Origin of the sequence: Pelodictyon luteolum DSM 273, from assembly GCF_000012485.1 — a bacterium.
GTDB classification, from domain to species: Bacteria; Bacteroidota; Chlorobiia; order Chlorobiales; family Chlorobiaceae; genus Chlorobium; species Chlorobium luteolum.
This window is the reverse complement of the sequence record NC_007512.1, coordinates 795,435-820,015: the sequence shown is the minus strand read 5'-3', so window position 1 is coordinate 820,015 and position 24,581 is coordinate 795,435. Positions and strand designations below refer to the sequence as shown.

Sequence of the window (24,581 nt, the reverse complement as noted above, 5' to 3'; positions counted from 1 at the left end):
TGCGCACAGAGTGACGTGCGCCAATATACGCTATGGAGCGCTACCGCACAAAATCCGGAATGGGAGTTCCCCTCACATGAGGTCCCCGAGCGGGCCGAGGTTCAGGTTGAGGTCGCTGTCGGTGAGGTTGAAGGTCTTCTTGAGCTCATCCATCTTCATTTCGAGCTTCATGAGGGTCTCGCCAAGCTCGTCAATCTGCGCCTCGTCAAGTGACCCCCCGTCGATGCGTCGCATGGCCTGCTTCTCCATAAGCTTCCTGAGCAGTTCGATGAGGGTCAGCACCAGCCGGGCAAGGCCGGATTCCACATTGTCGGGGTTGGCCTCGATGCGCGACTCCTTCCCCTGCTTCATCCCCTCAAGCTGCCGGAGCGCCTCCTCTACCGAGGAAGCCTGGAACTGTACCTTGTCTTCATGCATGCTCATTGAATAGTAAGACTGGAAAAAGTGTAGGGTGGCCATGGTCCGGTAACCATGAGCGGCCGTTCGGGATGCTCCTTGCCAAACAGGTCGAATACAGGCCCGAGCCCTGCTGCGGCCGGGCGGCGGATGAGAATGGAGAGGTCAACGAGGAATGCGGAAGCATCCGACAGGACAAACTGCATCGACGGGTCGAGTGCCGATAGCTTCAGCTTCAGCTCCTCCCTCAGTTCCGTCGCCTCCCGGCTCAGCTGCTCCGCCTGGCGATGGGCCTGATATTTCCGGCGCAGATATTCTCTCTGGATACCGCCGCCGGAAAGCGCGTCGGGAACGGAGCCCTCAAGGTCCCGGGGGTGGGCCCCGTCGTCGCCGGGAGCCAGAATCCTGAGGGAGTATTCAACCCGTCCCTCAACCCTCTCAAGAGCGGCAAGGATAGGATCCCGATTGGCCGAAAGCATCCGGAGCAGCTCTTCGGGCGATGCGGCAGTCGAACCGAAGCGCATGGGCAGGATGGTCGCCAGTGCGGCAAGCTGCTCTACGGCGTCCGCATACCGGAGCAGTTCTTCCTGTGAGGGGGGAGACGGCACCTTCTCAAGAGGAACTGCAACAGCACCGGCGTCCTTTACTGCCACAAGCTCCAATGGGCCGGCACCGGTCACGTCGCCGATATGCTGAAGGGCGGAAGAAAGACCGCCCAGAGCTTCCGGCCGGAGGATGAGCGCATGAATGAGAAGCGGCATCAGATTGCGGGATGATTTATTTTATTGCTGCAGACCTTCCGCCCTCGCAGCATCCAGGCGCTCCATGGTCTCAACCGAGCTCAAGAGAACCCGGAGGCCCACATAGACGAGGTCGATGCCCGCCACGGAAATGATGATGTCGCCGCTGATGACGACGCCCTTGTTCAGCACCCGGTCGAGGATATCGAGAAGGGTCACCTGCCGGTTCGCGGTGTAAAGGTCTTCCTGCATAGGATAATTCAATAGGGGATGTCGACAAAATCATAGGGCGGCCAGGGGCCGGTGACGTCAAGGAACACGCCGGCATCACGATACCGTTCTCCCAGGTCTTCAGTGGTCCTGATGAATGCGCCGACGTCCGTATTGGCGATGAGGAACACCCCGTTCACAATCATGCGGCCATCCACCCCTGAAACATCTTCTGGAATGAGCCTGTTCAGTACATGCTCCTTTGAAAGCGCTGCAAGCTCACCCCATACAGCCTTGGCATGCCCCTGGTGCACGCCCTCAAGCGCCGAGGCCGACATCGCCTCTTTTTTCTTCTTGAGCAGATAGGCCTTTCCGGGGGATGCCGCCTGGATTTCCTGTTCGATGGCGGCAATGGCCGGGCTTTCGAGATGAAGATTCTTCAGGAGGAAGGATTCGTTGCAGTATGCTTTCACGGCCCACTCCTCCCTGCCCTCAAGGGCATCGAAACTCTCATCAAGTTTCCTGCCGTAATCGCCGAGGAAGCCGGATAGAGATTCCCTGGACTTGAAAATGGTACCGAAGTTGAACGGAATGATGGTCTGCTGTGCCATGATCATCACATTCACCGACAGATGTTCACGGGCGTTCCTGTCAAGCCACTCTTCGTCCGCCAGCTTCAGTTTCATGCTGGCGTCGGAATACTCGAGCGGCGACACATATTTTGCCGCAACGTATGCACTCCCGGCCTCTATGAAAACGAGATCGGGGTAGCGGGCGACGATATCGGCACCCGGGAGCTGCCGGACAATGCAGTAGACATACAGTATGTTCTGCGCCATACGTTCAGTCCTCCCCTGAATCCCCTTCGCTGTAGGAAGCAAGCCTGCTGTACGAAGTGACTTCCAGGTCACCGTCAACCGACACGGCATAAAAGCGCCGCGCTTTCTTCGGGGGAAGGTTCATTGATTTCAGGAACGAATCGTCTTCATAGACCTCGCCAACGGCTTTCCAGCCATCGGGGTCACGGTCAAGCCGTATGACGGTAACATCACTGCTTGATGTGGTTTCCTTCAGGAAAGCGGTGATGACGTTCTTTGCTTCGATCAAACTGCCCATAACTGCCTCTCATGTTGTTTATGGTTGAAACGGTGAAAACGCAATCCGTTCACCGGTTTTCTTTCTGTGCCCTTATCTCGGCAAGGGTGGAGAGAAGCTCATCCTCAAGCCGGTCATACTCCTCCTCGCTGAGCTCATCCATCTCAAAGCGGAACTGCAGCTTCATCAGCTGTTCCTTGACTGCGCCTTCGTCCGACATTTCATTCTGTACGATCTCATTGATCTTCCTGCCGAGGAAAACCATGCCGCTGAGCGGTGCAAGCAGTATGTCGTCGAGGATGAAGATGTCAGCGCCCCTTGATGTTTATCGATATGTTTACAAAATTATACGGCGGCAGGGTCCCGACATATTTGAAGGTCATCATGTCATGGTACCGGTCGTCAAGAGCGTTGACCGCCCGGTCGAACTCCTCCTCACGGGCCGTCCTGATCAAAAACGCGGCGTTCAGAACCATCATGCTGCCGTAGCTGTCATTGACTTTGACCTCCTCGGCAATGGGGCTCAACGCGTCAAGAACGGCATCCTTGTAAGTGCCGACTTCCTTTTCGAGTGCAGCAGCAACCAGTTCGCCGATCTTTACCCGCTGGTAATGGGTTTTCTCGGGCGGGAGGTTGATGAGCTTGTCGCGAAGGTAACGGATGTTGTCGTATCCCGTGATGATGCTCTCATACACTTTCTCTTCGTTGGCCATCACCTTCAGCCCCATCTCCTTCTTTCCCTCCATCTTCACAAGCAGCTTCTTCAGCCTCAGATAGTCCTCTTCCAGTATCTTTTCCACTTTCATGTCATCGTGACCGGGAGAGACGGTCGAAAAGCGGACCGGAAGCACCGCGTGGGATACCATTACGGCTTCCAGCACTTTCTGGTGGGCGATCATGTTCGCCCGTCTCGGCTCGAACTCCTTTACCACGGTACGGCTGACGACGGCCGCGATGTCATTATGGATCACCGCATAGACCCTCTCCTCCCGTCCGCCGATGCCGATGGGTCCGAAATCCAGCTCCCCGCTGTTGTTGATGATTCCGTAGATATACAGTCCATCCTGTTCTGCCGCCTCATGTGCCATTGCTTCTCTACCCTGTTTATAGTTCCCATTTTTCAGGAAGGATCCTCAAGTCGACGAAATTGAAGATTGCCAGAGGCCCGCTGTAGCGGTAATCACAACGATCTGCGTCTTTCTGGCCGAGGATTTCCATGATCCCGTCGAATTCAACCTCCCGCCCCCTGTCGATGAGGAATGCTGCGTTCATGAACATGTCGGGCGAAGTGGTCCGGTTCATCTTTGAGGCCATTGCCGTTTTGCGGAACAACGAGGCCACTGCATCGAATTTCTCCTCCTTCATTACCTCAAGGGCCGCCTCGATCTGGTGGCCGGTATCGAGGATGAGCGACTGCTTCAGAGCCTCCCCGTCACCGTCCCGCATCGACTCGATTCTGGCCCGCTGCTCCTTGATCTCCGGATGCGTCCGTTCTACTTCCTTGTATATCGCGGCCATATCATGCCAGCGACCCGTTACATTGAACTCAACCTTGTTGCGAAGCCTTAAGAGCAGTTCGGACAGCTCGCCGTACCGGCGGTCAAGGAGGTTGCGGATTTCGTCGGGAGTGGCGGCAACGGTGCCGAATCTGACTGGAATGACACTCTCGTGTTCCTTCATGACCGCCTCGATGACCCGCTGGTGCGCCAGGATCCCGTCGGGATCGACCACGAAACGGTTGAGGGGATGGTCGCTGACGACCATGCTGATCCCCTCGAACCCTATAGTGGAAACAAGGTCTCCCCTGCCACCGATCCCGATCGGCCCGAAGTCGCATTCACAGTCGGCGCCGATGATGCAGTAGATGTATTTGCCGTCCCGCTCCATCGTCAATTGAGTATTTTAACTGAAAAAACCACACTACTGGAATCCTGCCCTTCATGGCCATGGCGTGAGGACGCCGAATTCCTGAGCGCGCTATAATAGTCGTGCAGTGTCATATATGCCTCGTTGAGGACCGTAAAATCAGCACCATTATTCGCCCCTGCAGGCACATGTACGTCCGGATGCGCCACCTTCGCTTTGGCATGATAGGCCTTTTTGACATCTGCCTCACAGGACCGGGCATCAAGACCCAGCACGGCTCGTTTCTCAGCAATGAACTCTTCAAAAAGCGCTGTGACTTCAAGAGTATAGAAGCTGTAACATGGCAGGGGACCGACGATCCTGAAATGCAGGGCGTTCAGGTACTGGCTGTCCAGGGCTTCAACGGTCGCGACAAATGCATCGACGTCGCCGCGGTTGACGAGGAATGCAGCGTTGAGGACCATTTCGTCGTCCATTGTTTCGTGCCGCTTCGATTGTGATGCCCGCTCACCGAGCTGCCTGAGTACCGAGGCACTGAGGGCTGCATTGCGCCGATCGATCTTTTCCTTGATCAACCTGCCGACAGCGATGGCATCTTCAGTGGAGGAGGATTGACGGGCCTCGACCTCGCGTTTGAGTTCCTGCACGTCGCCCTCTGAAACCACCTCCTGCAGGAGATCGGCAAAACTGCTCCATTTCACGACCACTTCGAGTTCATGCGCATCTTCCGTTTCCCGGAATATGCGCTCGATCAGGTTGTAGCCGTCCTCAATGATGCACGCCGCATCTGCTGCTGAGGAAACGAACGTTCCGAGTTTGAGCGGAATAAGCTGCATGCCGCTTTCCATAAGCCGCTCGAGGGTCTGCTGGTGCTGAAGCAGCATCCGGGCGAGTGACTCACGGTCAAGTTCACCCAGATCGATGGCAGGCCGGTTTTCGACGATGGCCGAACAGCCCATCGAGGCAACGGCGTAGATGTCAGGGTCTGTTTCGACGAATGATGCCGCCAAAGCGGGTTCGTTTACGATGCCGTAGATGTATATGCTCTGATTCATACGTTCGGTTGAAGGTTATCGTTATTCTCCATTGTCCCTGTAACGGGAGGACAAGAGCCGCACAGCCTCCTGGAAATGACTGTCCCTGACCCTCAGCTCCACATGCAGGGGATCGATGCCCCCGGCCTCCAGGGCGATGCAGGCGCTGATGGCCCCCATACTGGCCTTTCGGCAGATGAACTCTATGTCGGCCCCGCTCATCCCCTCCGTACTTTCGGCAAGCGCACTGATGCTGACGTCATCATCCAGGGTCATCGATTTCGTATGGATCTCGAAAATCCTCACACGCGCCAGGACATCAGGCGGCGGCACCTCGTAGAGAAGATCGAAACGCCCCGGGCGGATCAGGGCCGGGTCAAGCAGGTCGATACGGTTGGTCGCCGCGAGCACGAATACTCCTTTCAGCTCTTCGATGCCATCCATTTCAGTCAAAAACTGGCTGATGACACGCTGGGTGACGCTCGATTCCGATCCCCCCGCCCCCCTGGCCGGAGCGAGGCTGTCGATCTCGTCAAGAAAGATTATGGTCGGGGCTGACTGCTTTGCCAGCCGGAACAGCTCCCGGACCGCCTTTTCAGATTCCCCGATGAAACGGCTGATGATCTCGGGCCCTTTGACGGAAATGAAGTTGACCCCGCTCTCGGTCGCAAGGGCCTTGGCAAGCCATGTCTTGCCCGTCCCCGGCTTACCGTACAGGATGACACCTTTCGGAGGAATTGTACCGGTCTTGCGGAACAGTTCCCGATACCTGACCGGCCACTCGACAGCTTCCCTCAGCGCCTGCTTGACCTCTTCATGGCCGCCGACATCCTCCCAGCGGACATTGGGCACTTCGACGAAAAACTCCCTGATTGCCGACGGCTCGACCTCTTTCATCGCATCAAGGAAGTTCTCCATCGTCACCTCAAGCTGCGTCAAGAGCTCATAGGGAATTTCGGAAAGCTCGAAATCGATTTTCGGCAGTATCCGGCGCAAGGCCGTCATGGCGGCTTCGCGGGCAAGGGCTTCCAGGTCTGCACCGACGAATCCGTGCGTGATGTCGGCAATCCGCCCAAGATCGACATCGTCGCTGAGGGGGATTCCCCGTGTATGGATATGGATGATTTCCAGCCGGCCGTTGCGGTCCGGGACGGACACGCTGATTTCACGATCAAAACGACCCGGGCGGCGAAGTGCCGGATCGATTGCATTGGGAATGTTGGTAGCGCCGATGACGATGACCTTGCCGCGGGACTTGAGGCCGTCCATCAGGGAAAGGAGCTGGGCGACGACACGCTTTTCGACCTGCTTCTCGCCCCCCATGTCCTCACGGCGGGGCGCAATGGCGTCGATCTCGTCGATGAAGATGATCGACGGGGCATGGGCCTCGGCCTCGGCAAAGATGTTGCGGATCCTGGCTTCGCTTTCCCCGTAGAATTTCCCCATTATTTCCGGGCCGGAAATATTGATGAAATACGCATCGGTCTCCCTTGCCACAGCCCTGACAATAAGGGTCTTGCCGGTGCCGGGGGGGCCGTAAAGGAACACCCCCTTCGGCGGCTCAACGCCAAGGCGGTCGAAGATTTCCGGGTACTTGAGCGGAAGCTCTATCATTTCCCTGATCCGCTGTACCTGGGTGCCGAGCCCGCCTATGTCTTCATAGGTTACGAGGTTCACGCCGCCTTCGCTCTTTTTGGGGAGCTCCAGTGCTATCGAGGTATCGGGATGGATCAAAACAACGCCGGCGGGCGCGGTGGCGTTCACCGTATAATGGACTGAGCGGGAGCCGAAAAGCGTGGCCTTCACCCTGTCACCCTTCATGACGGGAAGGCCGCTGATAAGGGAGCCGATGTACTTCGCATCATCTCCGCGTATCGAGGACGCACCGCCGTCGACCGGCTTGAGCACGACCTTTGCCGCCTTCTTCGAAGCAATCGCCGTAACCTTGACCTTTTCATCGATGCCCGTCTGGGCGTTCTCCCGCGTAATCCCGTCGATCTGGATGATGCCCTTGCCCCTGTCCTCGGGGTAGCAGGGCAGCACCTTTACCGGCGTGGCACGTTTTCCTTCAGCAAGCACGATGTCTCCGACGCCGATTCCGGCCTCAGCCATATCTTTCGGGTCGATTCGCGCTATGGCGCGTCCGACGTCCTTGAGCAGAGATTCCTTGACTTTGAAGATCCGTTCGATCTGGCTCATCTTTCAGCATATCATTGCGAACGTTAGGTAAAAAGGGCGTTCTTCAGTTTCTTCAGGCCATCGAGACCCCTGATTTCCTCGGGGAACTGCGGCACCACGGTCACCGGGATTCCCGGAAACAGCTCGCCGGTAAGGGCCAGATACCTATCCTGGGACTGCCTTCGCCTGCGGCAGAATTCGGAGCCATCCGGCTCCATGACGTTGTTCATGACGAGCTGGCGTGCCGATATCCGGTGTTCGGCAAGTTCGCTGAGGAGCCTGGCCGTCTCCCTGACGGCCATGTCTTCGGGGATGCATACGGGAATAAACTCACACCGGGCGGAACTGGACAGGAGGGCTTCAATCCGCTTGACCGTCCTTTTCAGGTCCAGCAGCATGTTGTCCGCCTCGTCAGCGGTATAGCCGCCGGAAAAAGACTCCACCATATAGCGGTATTTCCACCTCATTTTCGAAGCCATCCTGACCCATCCGTCAAGCAGTTCAGGAGAGCTGATGAGGCGGAGGGCGTGACCGGTGGGAGCAGTATCGACGACATACCGCTCATACGCCCCCTCCGAGACCAGGTCGATGACGGCCTTCAGGCTCATCATTTCATCGATGCCGGGTATCGACAGGCTCATCATCTCCCGGATGTCTTCAGCATCAAGTTCCGAAGAGGTCTCAAACAGCTTCACGAGCTCGGCTTCATGATCCTTCTTGAACTTCCGGAACGCCTGATCTGCTGAAACTTCGAGAGCGGCCAGCCCCGGAGCCCCGGCAACTTCAACGGGTATCGGGCCGACCGGCTGGCCAAGGCTGTCGCCGAGCGAATGGGCGGGATCGGTTGAAATGACGATGGTCCGGTAGCGCTCCGACAGCCACAGGGCGGCTGCAAGCGCACAGCTGGTCTTGCCGACGCCCCCCTTGCCCCCGAAAATCACCATTTCCAGTGTTTTACGGTCCAGACCACTCAACGGCATGGAGGTCATTTGCTTATGGTGATCTCGAGTATCCCGTTCGTATACTTCCGTTGCAGCTCCTGTCCTGCAACCGCCATCGGCAGCAGCAGTTCTTTCCTGTACCGTTTTCCGCTCCCCTTCGTAGTGATGGAGAGGATGTCACCATTCAGGTCGAGAATGATGTCTTCAGCCTCCAAGCCCGGCATCTCCACAATCACCACAATACGATCATCTTCATCGAACAGGTCGGTGATGGGTTCACGCTCTTCATCAACTTTGGGTCCTTCCGCGCTTTTGCGGATGTTGCCGAACGTCTCGACTTTCGGTGAACCGCCGCCACCGCCGGCCGATTTGATGGTGAATCCGTACACACCCTTCATGCCCTTCCTGAGATGCTCAAGGTTCACTTCCCCGCTGCCTGAGGTGCCGCCTGAAGATTCAAGTTTGGAGGCAAGATCAACCAGCCGCTCTATCCCCTTGAACAACCCGCCAAGGCCCTGACCGAGAGCACCAAGTCCCGACAGGTCGAAATCAGACTCTTCGTTTTCCCTTTTTTCCCTCTCCCTATCCCTATCCATCCTCACCCCTGTTTTGACTTATCTGTTGATTGATTCCAGCTTTTCGATCCGCTGGTTTATTTCGCCCAGAAGCCGTGTCTGTTCGGATGTTTTTGCACCGGTTGACAGGTAAGGATCTTCCTGCCACCAGTTGATGCCCATTTCGATGGCCTTATCGACCGAGGCGACCATCAGCCGGATCTTGATGGTCAACAGATCGATATCGGCGATCTGTATCTTGATGTCTCCCGCTATGACAATGCCTTTGTCGAGAACCCTTTCGAGGATATCGGCAAGACCGGTAGCATTGACCGCATGTTTGAGTTCAGGCATTGTTGATTGAGATGTTGGTATTTAGTAATCGAAGGGCATGGTCTTGAATCCCGGAACCGTGACATCATCCACATAGCGGTTTCCATTATAGGAGCGGAATGCCTCGAACCCCTCGAGACTTTCGGCATAGACCTCCTGGATGGCACTGAGCCGTCCGTCGATGACCTCAAGACGCTGAATCAGCTTGTTCTTTTCGCTGATGAGACGGGTCCGCTCCATTTCAAGCATGTACAGGCGAAGAAAGTCGTTGCTCCCCTTCTGCCGGGCAGCCGCCTTCTTGATGGTGTGGACGGTCTTGATGTCGTTGATGCCCTTGAGCATGCTGTTCCTTTCTGCCATGGCTTTTCCCCCGTGATTGATAGTGTGCGCTGCGCTGTTACAGATATGCTTCGATCAGGTCGTTGACGATGGCGCGGACCTTTTCCTGGTTGGTCTTCGATCCCACCCTGCTGGTTTCCGATGTCAGGATGTCCTGGAACACCTTCCTGACGGCATCGTTCGTTTTTTCGGGCCTGACCTGCATGATATGCAGCGTCCGTGCTATCATGATCGAACCGCGGACGGTCGGGTCAAACTCGGTTTTGCCGGATTCGCGAAGTCCCCTTACGACCTGCACGATTTTCTCTGAATCCTCGAGCGTCAGTTCCGACTTAGCGTGCGTCACCCGCAGCTCGGTCTCATAATCGAAATAATCCAGGTCCATGGTCACCATCCGGTCGCGCAGAGCATCCTGTGTCCTGTTGACGCCGGCATATTCCTCGGGGTTCGAGGTAAATATCGCCCTGAACTCAGGGTGGACCTTCATGTAGTAGTCCTCTTCATTCGAGGCTGATGTGCTCAGCATCTTCTCCTGCAGAATCGGCAGAAGGATGTTGTTGGCCTCGGGACGCGAACGGGTGAATTCATCGTAGACCAGGGTGAAGCCCTTCTTGATGGCAATCGACAGCCGGTTGTTCACCCACTGCTTGCTCATGTCCTCTTCATACTTATGGACTGAATGGATGAAGTTGTCGTTCAGGCGCCTGAACTTGTATCCCTGCTCGCTTCCGATGAGGTCGGAGGTCTTGTATTCGGAGTCTCCGTGGATGACCACGACGGGTCGTCCGATCTTGCCGGCAAGGTGCATGGCGACCGTTGTCTTGCCGGTACCCGAGGGGCCCCGGAAATGGACAGGGAAGCCGGCCTTCAGGTAGGTAAGTCCACGCTCGGTGATGTCCCGGATGTACTCGGTTTCCACGAAATTCGCCATCGGCCGTGGTGCCAGTACCGTATTCATTTCATTGTCATTCACTGCAGCACGCATAATCAGCTGGTTAGGGTTTGTTCCGGGTTACGGGCCGGCAGCGGCTTAACGGCCAGCCGGCCCGGTGGAGTTTCGACAAGTCAGTGGCCAAGCGGATGGTAGAAGTTCTCGACCTTTGACACCTTCCCCTCATCGAGGAGGTTCCGGGCGGCAACGCCGATCTTCATCCTCGTTTCACCAAGGGGCTTTTCCATGTCCGACACCCGTACGCCTTCCGTACTGGAGTTGATGTAAGCCAGGACCCTCTCTTCAAGGCTGTCGCCGGCCACCTGAGCCACTACTGCCTCTTCCTGCACTTCGGGTTCCTCGTTGACAGCGGCTTCAGGTTCAGCAACCGGGGCGGGTTCCTGCAGAGGAGCTGCATCCTGGAATACCTCTGCAACCGCAGCCACCTCTTCCTGAGGGGAGACTGCAACACCCTCAAGTTCAGGCCATCCTGCCGAATCCGCAGCCCTTTCTTCAGAGAATCGCTTCAGCATGGCAGATGTCGACTGCCTCAGCGCCTCGACTTCGGAAGAAATCCTGCTGAACAGGCTGTTGTACTCATCCATCCTGACAGCTTCGCTGCCGGCCAGCCCCTTCCGCACCGCTTCGGCGGCCTCAAGGTTCTCATTGCTGATTTCAAGCATCCGCTTCCGGATTCCGGCAAGCAGCTCTTTGGTGTACTCGGAGCCCTCATGCCTCGTCTTCTCAAGACCGTCCTTCAGTTCCTCGGCCATCTGCTCGTGCTCACCGGCAAAGCGCTCGAGCATGGCATTGGTTGAAGCGAAGATGTCCACCACATCCATCTGCAGGCTTTTGTTATACTCCCTGATGCCGGCCATCATCTCGCCGAACTCCCCGAGACGAATCTGCTCACTGTCCATGCGCGATGCTGTGGCATCGTCGAGCATGGCATGCAGCTCCGTGCTCATCGCCGAGCGATCGCCGGCAAAGCCCTGCATCATGGAGGCAGCCTCCGTGCGGTATGAGCTGACGGTATCCCTGACTGCATGCAGTTCCTTCTGGATGTTGCCCATCATCGCACTGTAGTCTTTCATCCGGTCCTGCTCGTCCACTGAAAGGGATGCATGCAGGCGTTCGGCGTTCGACGCCAGCCGCGCAGCCATCTCACGGTGCTCCTCGCGGAACCGGTGAATCATGGCGTTGACCTCTTCAACAAGGTCCCTGTTGGCCTTGTCACGACGCCTGAACGAATTCATTGCTTCTTCTCGCATAGTATTCATGTCCTGTTTTGATGCCATTGTTAGAATCCTCCCTTCTTAATTTGATTTGATTCCCCATTCACGATCGACAAGATGCTTTACGTCCTTTATATCTTTAGCCCCTATTCCTTCCCTTTTATGCAGAAGAGATTCCAGATGGGCAACAATTTTGGAGTGTGCCGACTGAAAATCAGTCAGCCGTTTCACCACAGCCGCCTTCCTCTCTTCCTGTCCCGATGCGATCGCTGCAAGCTCTTCCCTCAGCTGCCTGCTTCTGCGGGCGAGATCAGGGGATGAAAAATCAATCGCATTGATGATGAGGTCTTTGAGCATCAAGGCAAACTCCCTCTGGTCGCGGAGAAATGACGAGAGCTCATCGCGGGCATCCTGTTCCTTTTCGTCAAGAATTGCATGGATCTCGTCCATCATTCTTTCATAATCTTTTTTCCTCAGGGAACCCTTTTTGGCCAGCACATCGCAAAGACTCTCATTGGCAGCCGTCCGCTTCTCTTTCAGCTGGTCGAGTGAATTCCGGATGGCTTCAAAAAGGTTGCGGCAGGAATCATTGATCTCCTCAGCGCACTCATAAGCGAACTGAATTTCCGCAATTTTCGCGGCCTCTGGTGTAGGCGGCGTCATAACGGTATCAGGATAATTATTCATCGACGGGGGGATATGTACTACTCTATGGTATACGAGTCAATAAAGCGCTCAACCAATCAGGTTTTCCGGACCGCTTCGAGCCCGGCTCATTGCCTGTAAAAAAATGTTCCTGGTAAATCATGCTGCCCGGCCATACTTCCCGGGAAGGATGCTTTAGCAGGAGCAATCTGCTTCAGCGGAACGAGCTTACGCAGCCTTTGCGGTCAGTCCGATAGCCTCTGCATACTTCAGGTAGGTCTCGACCGATGCGACCACGACCCTTGCCTCGATGGCGAGGAGCTCGATGCCGACAAGCGACACGCGAACCCATGCGTCAACGACGACACCCTTGTCGAGGATACGGTCGATGACCTCAACGAGGCTCGATGAACCGATGGTTTTTTCTACTGCCATGATGATCTCCTTTGTTTGTTGTTGTTTGAAAACACAGACCTTTCGGCCTGCTCATTGCTGGCTTACGCAGCCTTTGCGGTCAGTCCGATAGCCTCTGCATACTTCAGGTAGGTCTCGACCGATGCGACCACGACCCTTGCCTCGATGGCGAGGAGCTCGATGCCGACAAGCGACACGCGGACCCATGCATCAACGACGACACCCTTGTCAAGGATACGGTCGATAACCTCAACGAGGCTCGATGAACCGATGGTTTTTTCTACTGCCATGATGATCTCCTTTGTTTGTTGTTGTTTGAAAACACAGACCTTTCGGCCTGCATATAGTGAACGGCACGGCCTGGCGCAATACTACCTTGCGCCACACTGAACGCCTCCTCTAGAGAGGCGGTTGATAAAGGCAAAAAGGGGAACCGGATATTCCCAAAAAAGGAGCGGATGTCATTGGACGGCATAGCAGCTGGGGGCTGAACTTTGTATTGGGGGGATGCCTTTACTAAACATACAAAACAAACCTGCAAAACAACACCATAATGAACACATTTATCATTATAGAAACTTTTAAAGTCACTATAAACCATATACCTCATTCAGATACAATCCAAACAGCAAGACTAAAACACACACAAACAGATTCGCCAAGGCCTTCAACGCCAGTAAACGGTAGCCGCCATCACCATGACGGACTCATCAAAATCACAGCAGTGCTCAGGAAGAACGGAATCCGAGCCAATGTTGCGATAATACGGCACCCACTTACCCAACAAGCTCCCCCAGATAGAGCCATCAAGGTCCCGGCAGGAGTCACGCAGTAGTCTTGCAGGAGGAAAAAAGTGTTATCAAAACTCAGATTACTTCATTATTTTAAGCTGGAGCCAGATTGTGATGCCGTAAATTGATGTCTTTTTTGTATAATCACCCCAAAACCAGACCATCCGCATCTTATAACTCTCTGCATGGAAGCGCTTCAGATGGTTTAACCTTATTGACTGAAATTCCCATACTCCGTGCTACATGAATTGACAGAAATCAAGCGCGCCCAGGCCGCGCTGAGGCTTGGAAGAAATATTCGCGCCGCAAGAGTCAAAGCCGGCTATTCCAGAGAAAAACTTTCGGAACTCAGCGGACTGTCGACGAACTATATCGGCATCATTGAGAGAGGCATGAAAAACATCACCATCATAAACTGCCAGCGCCTTGCCTGCGCCCTCAGTACAAGCATCGATAAACTGCTTGAAGGTGTATTTCACTCAACAAATGAGGCCCGAAATACTACGTGTCCATCCGGCTGCATTCTTTTCAATAAGACCGGGGAATGTGAATCAAAGGAACATTAGCACCCGACGGGGCTCATCTCACCCAAGTCTCTGATCTCAAAGGGCATCCTGACTGCGGCATACACCCGGAAGCACTCATGCTCCCTGGTGTATGCCCGTTCACTTTCTTCGCCCATTCCCGAACCAAACGTGCACGCCTCAGAGCACCGAAACAACAGAGCGCGCCCATCTTCTACCCTTGGCCTTGAAGCCTGGACCCCTCGGGCCTCCTCATTCCTGGCTTACGCAGCCTTCGCCGTCAACCCGATAGCCTCTGCATACTTCAGATAGGTCTCGACCGATGCGACCACGACCCTTGCCTCGATGGCAAGGAGCTCGATGCCGACAAGCGACATGCGGACCCATGCGTCAACGACAACACCCTTGTCGAGGATACGGTCGATGACCTCAACGAGGCTCGATGAACCGATGGTTTTTTCTACTGCCATAAGGATCTCCTTTGTTTGCTGTACTCGAAAACTGCAGCCCCCTGACAGGACAAAGCATCATATGACGATACCCGCATCATCACATTGGACGCACCGGTACAATCAGGCACGCTCTATGCTGCTGAAAATCCGGGAGAGCGGACTGCCGGCGGAAATAATGAGAATAACAGAAAACGGATATCAACGATGGACGTATGTCCTGCAAGGGAACTGTACCGGAGGAGCGCATTATACTGACTGATAATTGGGGGAAAGCGCAACCGCTTATACACTTAATATATAAAAGATCCATTAAATCCGCACCCTGCCGTCTTTTTTTCGGCATTTTAAACATTATAGGAACAAGACAACATACATCTTACATATACGCCCCATACGCACAACTGTCATACATCACCCCCACCCTCAACGGCTGGTATGACTTCGCTAAACCACGCAAACCTCACGCCCCGCTTATTCTTGATTACGTGTCTTTCGCATGTCAGTCCGACAGCTTCTGCATACTTCAGGTATGTCTCGATCGATGCGACCACGAACCTTGCCTCGATTGCAGGAAGCTTGATACCCAAAGCGACACAAGAACCAACTCATCAACCACGAATCCCTAGTCGAGGTCAGGTAGGGTCGATGACCTCAACAAGACTCGATGAAGCGATGGTTTTTTTCTACGTCCTTGATGAACTCTGTAGCGCAGGCCTCACCTCGTAACCGGCCGATACTCACTCATTCAGATATCTCAGACGCAACAGAACCATCCTAAGCATGGGCATCGTCAAAGAAAGATAATACATCGCCTAAATATTACCACTATAGTTCATAATGAAAAAATTATAGTAATAATAATATACACTATAGGATACACTCATCGAAATCCACAGAAGGACATATGAAGCATGGAGCATGCGCCCATCGGGGTATCGGCCGGTATTACACAGGCATCAGCACGGCCCTATAGTGCCGCAACTGACCGATACAAGGATGGGATATTCTTGCATTCATGAAGAATCGGCATACACACGATCAAGACATCATCTGCACGCAATGCCCTGTTTTCGAAAGGCAGCGATTCATCGACAATCACCCCGATCAGATTTTATCTCGAAGCATCACGCGGATAGGCCGGGAGCCCAAGGAATGAGCGAAAACCGTGCCAGAAATCGCCGGGATACCTGTATAGAGGGCAAAAAAAGAGGGCCCCTGGGAGAACGACACACGACCTGCCAATGTTAAGTACTAAATCCCACGCAAAACAGGAGGGATTACTACTCAATGCAGCAGCTGGCAGAACACATAACACACAAGAAGCACTCCCTGGTCCGCAGAGATTTCAAGTATTTCAACAAAAAAACATGTAATATCTGTCCTAACTGACAAAAACATCCAATTAAAGACTGTTGACAATGGACCCAACGCAATGCACCCATGCACTGAACCACCAACAAAATAAAAGCCCTGCAGAAAAACTGGGGCTGAAGATTCGCATCGCAAGAATTATGGCAAGTTACACCCAGGAAAAGCTTGCAGTCCGTAGCGGGTTATCGATGGCATATATTGGCATGATTGAGCGTGGCGAGAAAAACATCACCATACTCAACTGCCATAAGTTGGCCAAAGCGCTCGACATCACAATCGGTGACCTGCTCGATGGAGTATTTGACTCAGAAAAAACATATTGCAAGCATGAATGCCGTAATTGCTAAATCGCAGCTGAAGCAAGACTGCATGTTTTCTGCAGCTCAGGGCTCGCTGAGGCAATGACACACTAATGAACAGCAAGAGAAACAGAATTATATCAACGAGTCGCACCTGGCCATAGACGAACCATCTAGAGTACCACCAAGTGCAGGCGAAAGAGTTTCTTGTGAGTAGACCGGCTATTTCCACATCACAGAGGGAACCCCCAAAAAAAACTCTTACTGCATTAAGTGAAAAAGCTTAGCCCTTTCCTAACGCTAATCATCATGGACCGAGCCCACGGGGAAAGTTCAACGCTACATGGCATATCCAAAACCAGTCTGAAGCATCTCTCCCTGCGAGGCATCCATCTGTATCATCGATAAGTAATTTTTCAGGGCCTGATGCTTACCCCGGCCAAGCTTTCTGTGGAGCCGGTATCGAACGCTTTCCAGCCCCCGAGTTGAAATACCCATCATACGCGCAATTGACCGGGTATCATAGCCGAGCTTGACAAAAAGGCATATCTTGTATTCCCGCTGATTGAGATTCGGGTGTATTGCTTCTAATTTTTTCAGAAAGTCATAATCCATAAGGCTCAGCAACAATCCTGTTCGCTCCTCAAGCCGCGTATGATCGATGATCTGGCGAAGAGACTTCTTGATGGGGTTCTTCTGTTTCACAGAGATTTCGGCGGCATCGACCTGCTCATAGAGGACAATAAGATGTTTATAATGGCTTGCGGAATTCCGGTTCACCCGTTTTAATTCATCCTCTAATGCGCTCGCTCGCGCTTCCAGCAAAGCCTGTTCAGTCATTACATCCATAGGGGCACATGGGCAATAAAGTTGACGGATAAAGTCTGCAGGTCCGGACAAATGAGTAAATATGCACTATTACCAACGGGGCGAAAGCTGGCGCTGGACTGTCTGACGACAAGTGCACGCCATAGACACATGATGCAACCAGCTCAGCGGGAGGTTCGCCCCGATGCCAGACAAACGATATCATCGGAGCCCAGCATCCCTGCAGTCTTTTCCAGCATGACAAGATTAAGGATGTACTGGAACCGGCTCTTTGAAAGCTCCAGTTCAGACGTCCGTAACTGCTGACGGGCATCAAGCACATCCATTCTGGTAGCGACTCCGGACAACAGACCCTTCTGTTTGCTTTTCAGCAATGTATTCCTGGCATCCACGGTCCGTTTATTGGCATTGATCAACATGGATAACGACTGCAGGCCCCGGTAATACTTGCGGACATCAGAAACGATCTGCCGCTCTTTCCAACTAAAGTTTTCCTGTGCCTTGAGCTGCCCCATCTTCGACTGGCTCACAGAAGACATCACATATCCACCTGAATAAATAGGAACCTTCAGCTGCAGACTGACGGCATAGGTGTCATAGATTTCGTTGAGATTGTAATCGGTATCGTTCGCTGAATAACTCCAGGAGGCCACAAGATCAAGCGTCGGGTACCCACCGGCTCTGGTCTTTGCCGTCTGCCAGCGGGCCATATCAAGATCCTTTTTCACCGCCCCCATCTCCGGGCTCATCTTCAGAGCTGCAGCAATCCACTCATCTTCAGTTTTCAGGGCTATGGGTTTCTGATCAAGAACCGGGGACAGGGGGGCAAGCTTGCCGGCATAGACACCGGTGAGTTTCTCGAGTTCGCGAAGATTGTGCTCATGGCTGTTCAGGCCTTTCTGCTCCTCGGCAAGAGAAGCCTCATATTTAGCCCTTGCTTCATCAATTGCAATAACGGTACCCACTCCCTGCTCCGAAGCTTTCACCGCCCTTGCCACTTCTTCCTGGCTCAATGCGACAAGCGACCGGCTCACCGAGATAGCCTCCTGGCTGAACAGCGCGTTGCAATAGGCTTCGATGGTTCTGGCCATCAAGTTGCCCTTTTCGTTCTCCAGAACCATTGCGCTTTTTCCCTCCAGAGCAACAGCACCTTTATACGCGGCAATGGTCTGAATATCAACTACCGACTGACTGAGATACACTCCATATGATTTCGACGAATAGAACTTGCGGTCATTAGGGTCCGTCAACTCCCTGATAGTACCCCGCCTGCCCCTAGAGGCCTGAACATATATGTTAGGCAGGTAGCCTGATAAGGCTTTTGGGACCTCCTTCCGCTGCATCTGGTAATCAGCTTGAGCTACACGATAGCGCGCATCGTAGGAAGATGCCATCGTCCATGCCTGCCGCAGGTCCAGCTGCCGTCCGCTCCCCTCTGCATCGTTCATCACCGGCAGCAGGAAAAGCATCATGATTACAGTTCGGGCTCTCATCATCTCACTCCTCCTTAAGCGATGCCGACATCCGCTGCATCAGTGGATGCAGCAGATAGGTAAGAAGCGAGCGTTCACCCGTTTTGATGACCACCTGAACCGGCATTCCTGCCTGAAGACGATGGGTTCCCAGCGACTGCATCCCTTCGCGGGTAAGAGAAATGCGGGCTAGGTAGTATGAGGCTCCAGGCATACGCGGATCGCGTGACTGATCGAACAGCAGATCGTGAGAAACCGACTCCACAACGCCATCAACCATCATCATTGGAGAATGGGCAAAGCTGTAAAAACGCACATCGGCAGGAAGACCTGTCGAGATGCGGTCAATAAGCTGTGGATCAACATGGACCTCGAGCATCAGGGATTCATCGAGCGGTACAATCTCCATAACCGTCTCCCCCGGAGTAATGACGGCGCCGACCGTCTGCACCTTCAGGCCGACCACCTGACCGGAAGCCGGTGAGCGAAGCTCTCTGCGCTTCAGCTCATCTCGCATCGCCAGAGTCTTTTTTGCGAAAGCATCCACCTGCATCTGGATATCCGCCCGCTCCGAGGCACGCTGGGAGTCCAGGTCGGCAAGCCGTTCTTCAAGTTCCAGCTGCTGGTACATGGTCATATACCCGTCAGCCACCATAGCCTTGACACCAATCAGACGCTGACGCAATGCATGAACCACATCAACTCGGGCAGCAAACAATGCCCGCTGGTTCTCCATGATGGATGCCGCAAGCTGCACGTCGGGTGAACCGACGACATCCCTGTGGAATATAATCCGCCCGGCACCCCGCTCTTCAGCATCAAGCCGGCCCTCTGTGGCCCGAAGAACAAGATAGCGTTCATACACCTCACGATACCGGGCAAGCGCGTCTTCATCGGTAAGGGTAAGCAGCAGCGCACCCTCATCCACCATTTCTCCTTCATGGACATGGACCGCCTGTACGATACCACCGTGGAGATGCTCTACCACCTTGCTTTTCGTCGATACGGTAACCGAACCGTTGCACGGCACGCCCTCATCAAGCGGAGCAAGTGCCGACCAGAGCAGGAACCCGCCGAATCCTATCAGAAGGACAATCACTCCAAGGCGGATGACATTGCCGCTATACTTGAAGCGCTCGAACGCTTTCCGTTTCCGTTCCGTTATGTCTTCGCCGGTCACCGGCCGAATATTCTCTTTGTTCTTCATGAGGGTGAACTCTCCTGCGTTTATTTCGATTTACTCTTCATCAATTCCCGAGACACATCATCGCGGCTGCCATCATGCAATATCCGCCCAGCGCTCATTACCATGACACGGTCAGCCAGAGCGACCACGCCTGGACGATGGGTTATGACACAGACTGTCCTGCCCTCGTCGGCAGCCTTTCTGAGCGCACGCTTGAGGCTTCCTTCACCCGCTTCATCGAGATTTGCGTCAGGTTCATCAAGCACCAGAATCGATGCGTTGTCATAGAGGGCTCGGGCGAAGGCAAGGCGTTGGCGCTGGCCCCCTGATAGCTCCTTTCCGCCGAAACTGATTGCGGTATCATAGCCTTTGGAAAATGAAAGGACCATGTCATGAATACCGGCCTTTGTCGCTGCCGCAACGACCTTTTCCGGATCCACTTCTCCGAAGCGTGCAATATTTTCAGCAACGCTCCCTTCGAAGAGCTCTACATCCTGCGGGAGGTACCCGATATGTGGACCGAGAATCGACCGGTCCCACTCTCCGACAGGAATCCCGTCGATAAGCACATTGCCGTTAGATTCCGGCCAGACCCCGATGCAGCATCGGGCAAGGGTGGACTTTCCCGATCCGCTCGGGCCGAGAATCGCCACAATTTCTCCGGGCCGGAATTCCGCGGTGATTGCATTAAGGATCGGTACAGTTCCCTGACGGGCTGTTGCCACAAGTCCGTCAATACGGACCACACCTCTCAAGTCCTGGGACTGCAATGTCTGCTCCGGGACTGCAAATCCGTCGAGAAGGGTCTCGATGCGGCGAAATCCGTCAAATGCCTGGGCATACTGTTTGGCCGTCGACACCATCATGTCAAGCGGCGCAAGGGCCCTGGCCATCAACACATTGCCGGCAATCATGACGCCGGAACTCGCCTCACCGCGAAGCACGAGAACAGCACCGGCCGCCAGGGTAAAGGACTGCATGAGATAACGGGTGAATTTGGCATACGACTGCTCCCGCTGCTGCAGTTTCTGGAACTCCTCCGCCGCAAGCACGGATGCTTCATGGCGTACAAGCCAACGCTCCCGAAGCGGTTCAAGCATACCCATTGCGTAGACTGCATCGATATTACCCAGTTTACCCTGGACATACCCGGTTGCATTGACATGCGCGTCTGAAGCGCCTTCTATCCGCTCGGCAAGCGCCGAACGCTTCTTCCATGCACTCATGACCTGTACCGCGGCAAAGACGAGCCCGATGAGTCCGAGAACGGGGTGAAGCATGAACATGACCAGGATATAGACCGGTGTCCATGGCATGTCAAAGAAAGCGATTACGCCAACCCCGGTGAGAAACTGCCGGATGTTGGTCAAATCATTGAACATCTGCACTGTATTATGGGACTCGTTGCGCAGAAACGCCGAAAAGCCCGCATGGAACAACAGTGAGTTGAGTTCTTCATCAAGCCGGACTCCGATGCGCACCAGCAGTCGTGAACGAAGCCACTCGGCAATACCCATAACCGCAAAAAGGAAAAGAACGATACCGGTCAGGACGAAAAGCGTCAGTTCACTCCCGCTTTTCATCACCCTGTCGTAGATCTGCAGCATGTAGAGCGTCGGAGTCAACATCAGGACATTGGCAACAAGACTGAATACCCCGACCCAGAGAAACTCCTTCTTCAGCATCAGGAGAACCTTGCCGACACGAAATTGTTCAATATCGGTCCACTTCATGATGTTACCCCCTTATCTACCTGCCCGGGACCGGGTACACCCGTTCCCGGAACCGCCTCTGCATCAGCGTGCGGCGAAATCATCTTTACCATGCCGCGATCCATGATCATCACCCGGTCCATCTGGTCAATGATGCTTTTCCTTTGAGAGACGACAACAAGCGTCACCTCCTCCATACTCAGTTGTGCAATGAGCTTTGCAAGAAACATATCTCCTGCGCCATCAAGGCTGGAATCCGGCTCGTCAAGCACAACGAACCGGGGGGAACCATAGATTGCTCTGGCAAGGCCGACCCGCTGACGGACCCCACCGGAAAGAAACAGCCCGTCAGGCCCGATCTGGGTATCGAACCCATCCGGCAGTTCTTCGATCATCGAAACAAGCCCAACCCTGCGGCAGGCTTCCGACAGCTTTTCCCGATCCATATCGCCAAAGCGTGCGATGTTTTCGCCGAGTGTTCCCTCAAACAGTTCGACTTCCTGCGGCAGGTAGCCGACATACGGCCCGAGTTCATCTTTGTTCCATGCATGAAGATCAACACCGTCTAGCCTGACGCTCCCCTGCAGAAAAGACTGTACCCCGACAAGTATCCGCAAGAGTGTACTCTTGCCGACAGCTGTCGGGCCGACGATGGCAAGGGATCCGCCCTCAGGAACCAGAAAGCTGATCCCCTTGATCAACGGAACACTCCATCCCGGAGGCGCAGCAACAAGGCCATCGACGCTAAGCCGCCCTCCGGGTGCCGGAAGAGGCATCGAAGGAACCCTTTCAGGAAATTCCGCAAGCAGGGATGCAAGACGATGCAACGAAGTATTGCCGGCCTCCAGAGAGCGCCAGCCGGAAATAAGCTGTACCAGAGGAGCAAGGACGCGCGTGCCGAGTATCGAGCCCACAATCACAAGCCCGCCGCTGATATAGCCGTGAATGGCCAGCCAGCCGCCGACCCCGAGAAGCAGTGCGCCCACCACCATCTGCACCATCTTTGAAAGCACGCTGTATGAAGAGGCATGATCGGAAGCAACTGCCTGCTGGCGCAAAAAATCCTGATGGATCGAATGCCAGCGGTCATGGATACCCTGAAACATGGCCATGGACTCAATGACCTGCGCGTTTCTGACGGCTCCGTCAGCATACTGACGCGATGCCATTGCATTGCGCGAGGCCTCACTCAAATCTTCGTGAGTACTCTGCTCATTGAGAACGGCGATAAGGAGCTGCAGAATAAAACCGCCAACAGCAAACCAGCCGATAAGCGGATTGATGATAAAGAGCAGCACAAGTGTAATGAGTGCGAGGGGGGCGTCAAGGAGTGAGAGAAATGCAACAGAGGGGAGAATATCGCGGATGATCTTTACGTCATTGAATGCCTGTATCGAGCCAGCGGGAGTTCTTCGCAACCTTGCATCGAACACAGCGGAAAACACCCGTTTTCGAAGCGAAACATCAAGTTCGGCTGCCCCCTCCTGCATATGGACAGACCGGACCCATTCGAGTACCTCCAGCAACATATACAACCCGATGACCAGCACCGTCAGCATCAAAAGCGTCATATAGCTCCGGCTGTTGAGAACCCGCCCGTACACTTCAAGCATATAGAGGCTCGGGGTCAGCACCAGGAGACTGGTAACGATACTGATGAGGAAGGAACGCAACACATACGGCGTCAGCGCCGCCTTCAGCTCCTTCATCACATCTTGTTCAGTCAGTTTTATCATTGAAACAGCATAGTTTTCTTCCCACTTTTCTCGTCCTTTTCCATGAACAACAGCTTACGCCCGCTGTCTTCGTTTTATTGCAGATGCAGTTCGACTCATCCGGGGTGAAATCTCATTGGCCAGTCGTTGATACGCGAGCTCATTACCGTTCGTGACCCATACCGAAGACGGTGGTGAGGAATGACGCATAGAGGGCAATGCACTGTCAAGCACTTTGGCATTGAAAATCATCATCAATTCATTGCGCACCAGCTGACTGCTCTGCAGTCTTGCATCGTAGCCGCGGAGGCACACTGCCTCAACACTGAGTCTTTGTTTCGACTGGTAGCTAACCGTGCCGATATTCACGAGCAATCGGACGATGTCATCAAGCGAATACTGTGCTACATCAACGGACAGGACCAGTGAGTCAGCAGCCATAAGCATGCTTATGCTCAAATGCCTGTATTGTTCTTCATAGCCCGCTAGAATCACATGCACATACCCATCAGACACAGCGTTGAGTTTATCACTCAGGAATGAGGACATATCATGCATGCAGGAAAGCGCCATATCAAGCTGGGCTGGTCTCTTCCTGAACCACATAACATCAAGATTCGGTTCTGTGCAGGGCCTGATGGCGTCCTGCACATCCTCATCCGACTGCAGCCCAAAGGGAAATCCCTTTTTCCCCAACCCATCTCCACCATCATGCACTGCATACTGCAACGGTGGTTCCTCATCAACAAGCCATACCAAAAGAGTCCTTTGACCGAGACGTGCAAAGGAGCGCGAAAATCCGAACGCATCTATCCAAGCATAATCCATCATGCCTGAACCAATGAATGCGGTTCTCATATGAAATCCACTCCCCTATACGGCTTCCGGGCAAGACTGATCCCGCAACTCTTACACACAAAAACGGTCATCATCATGACACTTCGGCTAAACAGTCCCGTGAAATCAGTGACGATTCCACCCTTGCAATCAGTTCAGATAATGAAATCCCCAACGCATTCGCGACTTTCATACAGTTGATAACAGTGATGTTTTTTTCACCTCTTTCAATCAACCCGATATAGGACCTATGCAGACCGCATTGTTGCGAGAGGCTTAACTGCGAAAGATTTTTCCGATACCGCTCACTGCGGATTTGGTCTCCAAGACACATTTCCACTTGTTTTTTCATTGCATCTCCTTAATCACTAGCATTTATAGGCCCATGCGGGCATAACCTGCTCTACCAACCAGGCTCCTGCACACGGTCCATAAACCATGTGCAGGGTCCTTTACCGTCCTTTACCTTGTAGCAGCTCAACA

At 53.9% G+C, this 24,581-nt stretch carries 29 protein-coding genes and 1 pseudogene; 2 read left to right on the top strand and 28 right to left on the bottom strand.

Features of this window, described 5'->3' with window-relative positions; genetic code table 11:
* Positions 1-72: 72 nt before the first annotated feature.
* The 19 genes from PLUT_RS03675 to gvpA (PLUT_RS03580) all read right to left on the bottom strand — a co-directional run bounded on the left by PLUT_RS03675 (position 73) and on the right by gvpA (PLUT_RS03580) (position 13,201).
* The gene (locus tag PLUT_RS03675; RefSeq protein ID WP_041464036.1) at positions 73-417 is read right to left on the bottom strand and encodes a gas vesicle protein K; all 345 of its coding nucleotides are present in this window, start codon (positions 415-417) and stop codon (positions 73-75) included.
* A 2-nt stretch (positions 418-419) separates the two neighbouring features.
* The gene (locus PLUT_RS11055) at positions 420-1,157 is read right to left on the bottom strand and encodes a GvpL/GvpF family gas vesicle protein (RefSeq protein ID WP_011357457.1); all 738 of its coding nucleotides are present in this window, start codon (positions 1,155-1,157) and stop codon (positions 420-422) included.
* 21 nt (positions 1,158-1,178) lie between these two features.
* Positions 1,179-1,388: a gas vesicle protein gene (locus tag PLUT_RS03660; RefSeq protein WP_011357456.1), complete on the bottom strand. Its 210-nt coding sequence runs from the start codon at positions 1,386-1,388 to the stop codon at positions 1,179-1,181.
* An 8-nt stretch (positions 1,389-1,396) separates the two neighbouring features.
* Positions 1,397-2,185, bottom strand: coding sequence for a GvpL/GvpF family gas vesicle protein (locus PLUT_RS03655; RefSeq protein ID WP_011357455.1), 789 nt, complete (start codon positions 2,183-2,185; stop codon positions 1,397-1,399).
* A gap of 4 nt (positions 2,186-2,189) precedes the next feature.
* Complete coding sequence (locus PLUT_RS03650; protein WP_011357454.1) at positions 2,190-2,462, bottom strand: gas vesicle protein GvpO; 273 nt, start codon at positions 2,460-2,462, stop codon at positions 2,190-2,192.
* A 49-nt stretch (positions 2,463-2,511) separates the two neighbouring features.
* Positions 2,512-2,727: a gas vesicle protein GvpG gene (locus PLUT_RS03645; RefSeq protein ID WP_275245740.1), complete on the bottom strand. Its 216-nt coding sequence runs from the start codon at positions 2,725-2,727 to the stop codon at positions 2,512-2,514.
* 22 nt (positions 2,728-2,749) lie between these two features.
* Positions 2,750-3,529: a GvpL/GvpF family gas vesicle protein gene (locus PLUT_RS03640; RefSeq protein ID WP_011357452.1), complete on the bottom strand. Its 780-nt coding sequence runs from the start codon at positions 3,527-3,529 to the stop codon at positions 2,750-2,752.
* A gap of 16 nt (positions 3,530-3,545) precedes the next feature.
* Complete coding sequence (locus PLUT_RS03635) at positions 3,546-4,328, bottom strand: GvpL/GvpF family gas vesicle protein (protein ID WP_011357451.1); 783 nt, start codon at positions 4,326-4,328, stop codon at positions 3,546-3,548.
* Positions 4,329-4,330: 2 nt separating this feature from the next.
* Positions 4,331-5,362, bottom strand: coding sequence for a GvpL/GvpF family gas vesicle protein (locus PLUT_RS03630; RefSeq protein ID WP_011357450.1), 1,032 nt, complete (start codon positions 5,360-5,362; stop codon positions 4,331-4,333).
* A 21-nt stretch (positions 5,363-5,383) separates the two neighbouring features.
* Positions 5,384-7,540, bottom strand: a complete 2,157-nt coding sequence (locus PLUT_RS03625; RefSeq protein WP_011357449.1) for a CDC48 family AAA ATPase — start codon at positions 7,538-7,540, stop codon at positions 5,384-5,386.
* Positions 7,541-7,563: 23 nt separating this feature from the next.
* Positions 7,564-8,499, bottom strand: a complete 936-nt coding sequence (locus PLUT_RS03620; RefSeq protein WP_041464034.1) for an ArsA family ATPase — start codon at positions 8,497-8,499, stop codon at positions 7,564-7,566.
* A gap of 5 nt (positions 8,500-8,504) precedes the next feature.
* Positions 8,505-9,056 (bottom strand): Hsp20/alpha crystallin family protein, encoded by a 552-nt coding sequence (locus PLUT_RS03615; RefSeq protein ID WP_011357447.1) that lies wholly within the window; start codon positions 9,054-9,056, stop codon positions 8,505-8,507.
* Positions 9,057-9,074: 18 nt separating this feature from the next.
* Entirely contained in the window at positions 9,075-9,368 is a 294-nt protein-coding gene (locus tag PLUT_RS03610; protein ID WP_011357446.1) for a gas vesicle protein, read from the bottom strand.
* 21 nt (positions 9,369-9,389) lie between these two features.
* On the bottom strand, positions 9,390-9,707 hold the full coding sequence (locus tag PLUT_RS03605) for a hypothetical protein (RefSeq protein WP_011357445.1): 318 nt from the start codon (positions 9,705-9,707) through the stop codon (positions 9,390-9,392).
* Positions 9,708-9,744: 37 nt separating this feature from the next.
* Positions 9,745-10,671, bottom strand: coding sequence for a gas vesicle protein GvpN (gene gvpN / locus PLUT_RS03600; protein WP_041463776.1), 927 nt, complete (start codon positions 10,669-10,671; stop codon positions 9,745-9,747).
* Between the two features lie 80 nt (positions 10,672-10,751).
* Positions 10,752-11,888, bottom strand: a complete 1,137-nt coding sequence (locus tag PLUT_RS03595) for a hypothetical protein (protein ID WP_157858127.1) — start codon at positions 11,886-11,888, stop codon at positions 10,752-10,754.
* A 45-nt stretch (positions 11,889-11,933) separates the two neighbouring features.
* On the bottom strand, positions 11,934-12,515 hold the full coding sequence (locus PLUT_RS03590) for a hypothetical protein (protein ID WP_041463775.1): 582 nt from the start codon (positions 12,513-12,515) through the stop codon (positions 11,934-11,936).
* 210 nt (positions 12,516-12,725) lie between these two features.
* Entirely contained in the window at positions 12,726-12,932 is a 207-nt protein-coding gene (gene gvpA, locus PLUT_RS03585; RefSeq protein WP_011357441.1) for a gas vesicle structural protein GvpA, read from the bottom strand.
* Positions 12,933-12,994: 62 nt separating this feature from the next.
* Positions 12,995-13,201, bottom strand: coding sequence for a gas vesicle structural protein GvpA (gene gvpA / locus PLUT_RS03580; RefSeq protein WP_011357441.1), 207 nt, complete (start codon positions 13,199-13,201; stop codon positions 12,995-12,997).
* A 749-nt stretch (positions 13,202-13,950) separates the two neighbouring features.
* Between gvpA (PLUT_RS03580) and PLUT_RS03575 the strand changes: the two genes are divergently transcribed.
* Entirely contained in the window at positions 13,951-14,268 is a 318-nt protein-coding gene (locus PLUT_RS03575) for a helix-turn-helix domain-containing protein (protein WP_011357440.1), read from the top strand.
* Between the two features lie 221 nt (positions 14,269-14,489).
* Here PLUT_RS03575 and gvpA (PLUT_RS03570) read toward each other — a convergent pair whose 3' ends face one another.
* Positions 14,490-14,696, bottom strand: a complete 207-nt coding sequence (gene gvpA / locus PLUT_RS03570; RefSeq protein ID WP_011357439.1) for a gas vesicle structural protein GvpA — start codon at positions 14,694-14,696, stop codon at positions 14,490-14,492.
* 479 nt (positions 14,697-15,175) lie between these two features.
* Positions 15,176-15,300, bottom strand: a pseudogene (locus tag PLUT_RS12120) (gas vesicle synthesis protein GvpA); the annotation flags it as partial.
* Positions 15,301-16,096: 796 nt separating this feature from the next.
* On the opposite strand from PLUT_RS12120, the gene PLUT_RS03565 reads away from it, so the two are divergent.
* Positions 16,097-16,396, top strand: a complete 300-nt coding sequence (locus PLUT_RS03565) for a helix-turn-helix domain-containing protein (RefSeq protein ID WP_049752346.1) — start codon at positions 16,097-16,099, stop codon at positions 16,394-16,396.
* A 291-nt stretch (positions 16,397-16,687) separates the two neighbouring features.
* Here PLUT_RS03565 and PLUT_RS03560 read toward each other — a convergent pair whose 3' ends face one another.
* The 7 genes from PLUT_RS03560 to PLUT_RS11390 form a co-directional block, all read right to left on the bottom strand.
* Positions 16,688-17,188 (bottom strand): helix-turn-helix transcriptional regulator, encoded by a 501-nt coding sequence (locus PLUT_RS03560; protein ID WP_157858126.1) that lies wholly within the window; start codon positions 17,186-17,188, stop codon positions 16,688-16,690.
* A gap of 152 nt (positions 17,189-17,340) precedes the next feature.
* Positions 17,341-18,648 (bottom strand): TolC family protein, encoded by a 1,308-nt coding sequence (locus PLUT_RS03555; RefSeq protein ID WP_041463774.1) that lies wholly within the window; start codon positions 18,646-18,648, stop codon positions 17,341-17,343.
* 25 nt (positions 18,649-18,673) lie between these two features.
* The gene (locus PLUT_RS03550) at positions 18,674-19,855 is read right to left on the bottom strand and encodes an HlyD family efflux transporter periplasmic adaptor subunit (protein WP_011357434.1); all 1,182 of its coding nucleotides are present in this window, start codon (positions 19,853-19,855) and stop codon (positions 18,674-18,676) included.
* A gap of 20 nt (positions 19,856-19,875) precedes the next feature.
* Positions 19,876-21,567, bottom strand: a complete 1,692-nt coding sequence (locus PLUT_RS03545; RefSeq protein ID WP_011357433.1) for a type I secretion system permease/ATPase — start codon at positions 21,565-21,567, stop codon at positions 19,876-19,878.
* On the bottom strand, positions 21,564-23,282 hold the full coding sequence (locus tag PLUT_RS03540) for a type I secretion system permease/ATPase (protein WP_011357432.1): 1,719 nt from the start codon (positions 23,280-23,282) through the stop codon (positions 21,564-21,566). The genes PLUT_RS03545 and PLUT_RS03540 overlap by 4 nt, the downstream gene beginning before the upstream one ends.
* A 54-nt stretch (positions 23,283-23,336) precedes the next feature.
* Entirely contained in the window at positions 23,337-24,119 is a 783-nt protein-coding gene (locus tag PLUT_RS03535; RefSeq protein ID WP_011357431.1) for a ParA family protein, read from the bottom strand.
* Between the two features lie 73 nt (positions 24,120-24,192).
* Positions 24,193-24,432 carry a helix-turn-helix domain-containing protein gene (locus tag PLUT_RS11390; protein WP_238974636.1) on the bottom strand — a complete coding sequence of 80 codons (240 nt, stop codon included), beginning with the start codon at positions 24,430-24,432 and terminating at the stop codon, positions 24,193-24,195.
* Positions 24,433-24,581 lie beyond the last annotated feature (149 nt).

Coding starts and splice junctions, on each gene's coding strand:
- PLUT_RS03675 (WP_041464036.1), bottom strand. CDS start 417: ATGCATGAAGACAAGGTACAGTTCCAGGCTTCCTCGGTAGAGGAGGCG.
- PLUT_RS11055 (WP_011357457.1), bottom strand. CDS start 1,157: ATGCCGCTTCTCATTCATGCGCTCATCCTCCGGCCGGAAGCTCTGGGC.
- PLUT_RS03660 (WP_011357456.1), bottom strand. CDS start 1,388: ATGCAGGAAGACCTTTACACCGCGAACCGGCAGGTGACCCTTCTCGAT.
- PLUT_RS03655 (WP_011357455.1), bottom strand. CDS start 2,185: ATGGCGCAGAACATACTGTATGTCTACTGCATTGTCCGGCAGCTCCCG.
- PLUT_RS03650 (WP_011357454.1), bottom strand. CDS start 2,462: ATGGGCAGTTTGATCGAAGCAAAGAACGTCATCACCGCTTTCCTGAAG.
- PLUT_RS03640 (WP_011357452.1), bottom strand. CDS start 3,529: ATGGCACATGAGGCGGCAGAACAGGATGGACTGTATATCTACGGAATC.
- PLUT_RS03635 (WP_011357451.1), bottom strand. CDS start 4,328: ATGGAGCGGGACGGCAAATACATCTACTGCATCATCGGCGCCGACTGT.
- PLUT_RS03630 (WP_011357450.1), bottom strand. CDS start 5,362: ATGAATCAGAGCATATACATCTACGGCATCGTAAACGAACCCGCTTTG.
- PLUT_RS03625 (WP_011357449.1), bottom strand. CDS start 7,540: ATGAGCCAGATCGAACGGATCTTCAAAGTCAAGGAATCTCTGCTCAAG.
- PLUT_RS03620 (WP_041464034.1), bottom strand. CDS start 8,499: ATGCCGTTGAGTGGTCTGGACCGTAAAACACTGGAAATGGTGATTTTC.
- PLUT_RS03615 (WP_011357447.1), bottom strand. CDS start 9,056: ATGGATAGGGATAGGGAGAGGGAAAAAAGGGAAAACGAAGAGTCTGAT.
- PLUT_RS03610 (WP_011357446.1), bottom strand. CDS start 9,368: ATGCCTGAACTCAAACATGCGGTCAATGCTACCGGTCTTGCCGATATC.
- PLUT_RS03605 (WP_011357445.1), bottom strand. CDS start 9,707: ATGGCAGAAAGGAACAGCATGCTCAAGGGCATCAACGACATCAAGACC.
- gvpN (WP_041463776.1), bottom strand. CDS start 10,671: ATGCGTGCTGCAGTGAATGACAATGAAATGAATACGGTACTGGCACCA.
- PLUT_RS03595 (WP_157858127.1), bottom strand. CDS start 11,888: ATGCGAGAAGAAGCAATGAATTCGTTCAGGCGTCGTGACAAGGCCAAC.
- PLUT_RS03590 (WP_041463775.1), bottom strand. CDS start 12,515: ATGACGCCGCCTACACCAGAGGCCGCGAAAATTGCGGAAATTCAGTTC.
- gvpA (WP_011357441.1), bottom strand. CDS start 12,932: ATGGCAGTAGAAAAAACCATCGGTTCATCGAGCCTCGTTGAGGTCATC.
- gvpA (WP_011357441.1), bottom strand. CDS start 13,201: ATGGCAGTAGAAAAAACCATCGGTTCATCGAGCCTCGTTGAGGTTATC.
- gvpA (WP_011357439.1), bottom strand. CDS start 14,696: ATGGCAGTAGAAAAAACCATCGGTTCATCGAGCCTCGTTGAGGTCATC.
- PLUT_RS03565 (WP_049752346.1), top strand. CDS start 16,097: ATGGACCCAACGCAATGCACCCATGCACTGAACCACCAACAAAATAAA.
- PLUT_RS03560 (WP_157858126.1), bottom strand. CDS start 17,188: ATGACTGAACAGGCTTTGCTGGAAGCGCGAGCGAGCGCATTAGAGGAT.
- PLUT_RS03555 (WP_041463774.1), bottom strand. CDS start 18,648: ATGATGCTTTTCCTGCTGCCGGTGATGAACGATGCAGAGGGGAGCGGA.
- PLUT_RS03550 (WP_011357434.1), bottom strand. CDS start 19,855: ATGAAGAACAAAGAGAATATTCGGCCGGTGACCGGCGAAGACATAACG.
- PLUT_RS03545 (WP_011357433.1), bottom strand. CDS start 21,567: ATGAAGTGGACCGATATTGAACAATTTCGTGTCGGCAAGGTTCTCCTG.
- PLUT_RS03540 (WP_011357432.1), bottom strand. CDS start 23,282: ATGATAAAACTGACTGAACAAGATGTGATGAAGGAGCTGAAGGCGGCG.
- PLUT_RS03535 (WP_011357431.1), bottom strand. CDS start 24,119: ATGAGAACCGCATTCATTGGTTCAGGCATGATGGATTATGCTTGGATA.
- PLUT_RS11390 (WP_238974636.1), bottom strand. CDS start 24,432: ATGTGTCTTGGAGACCAAATCCGCAGTGAGCGGTATCGGAAAAATCTT.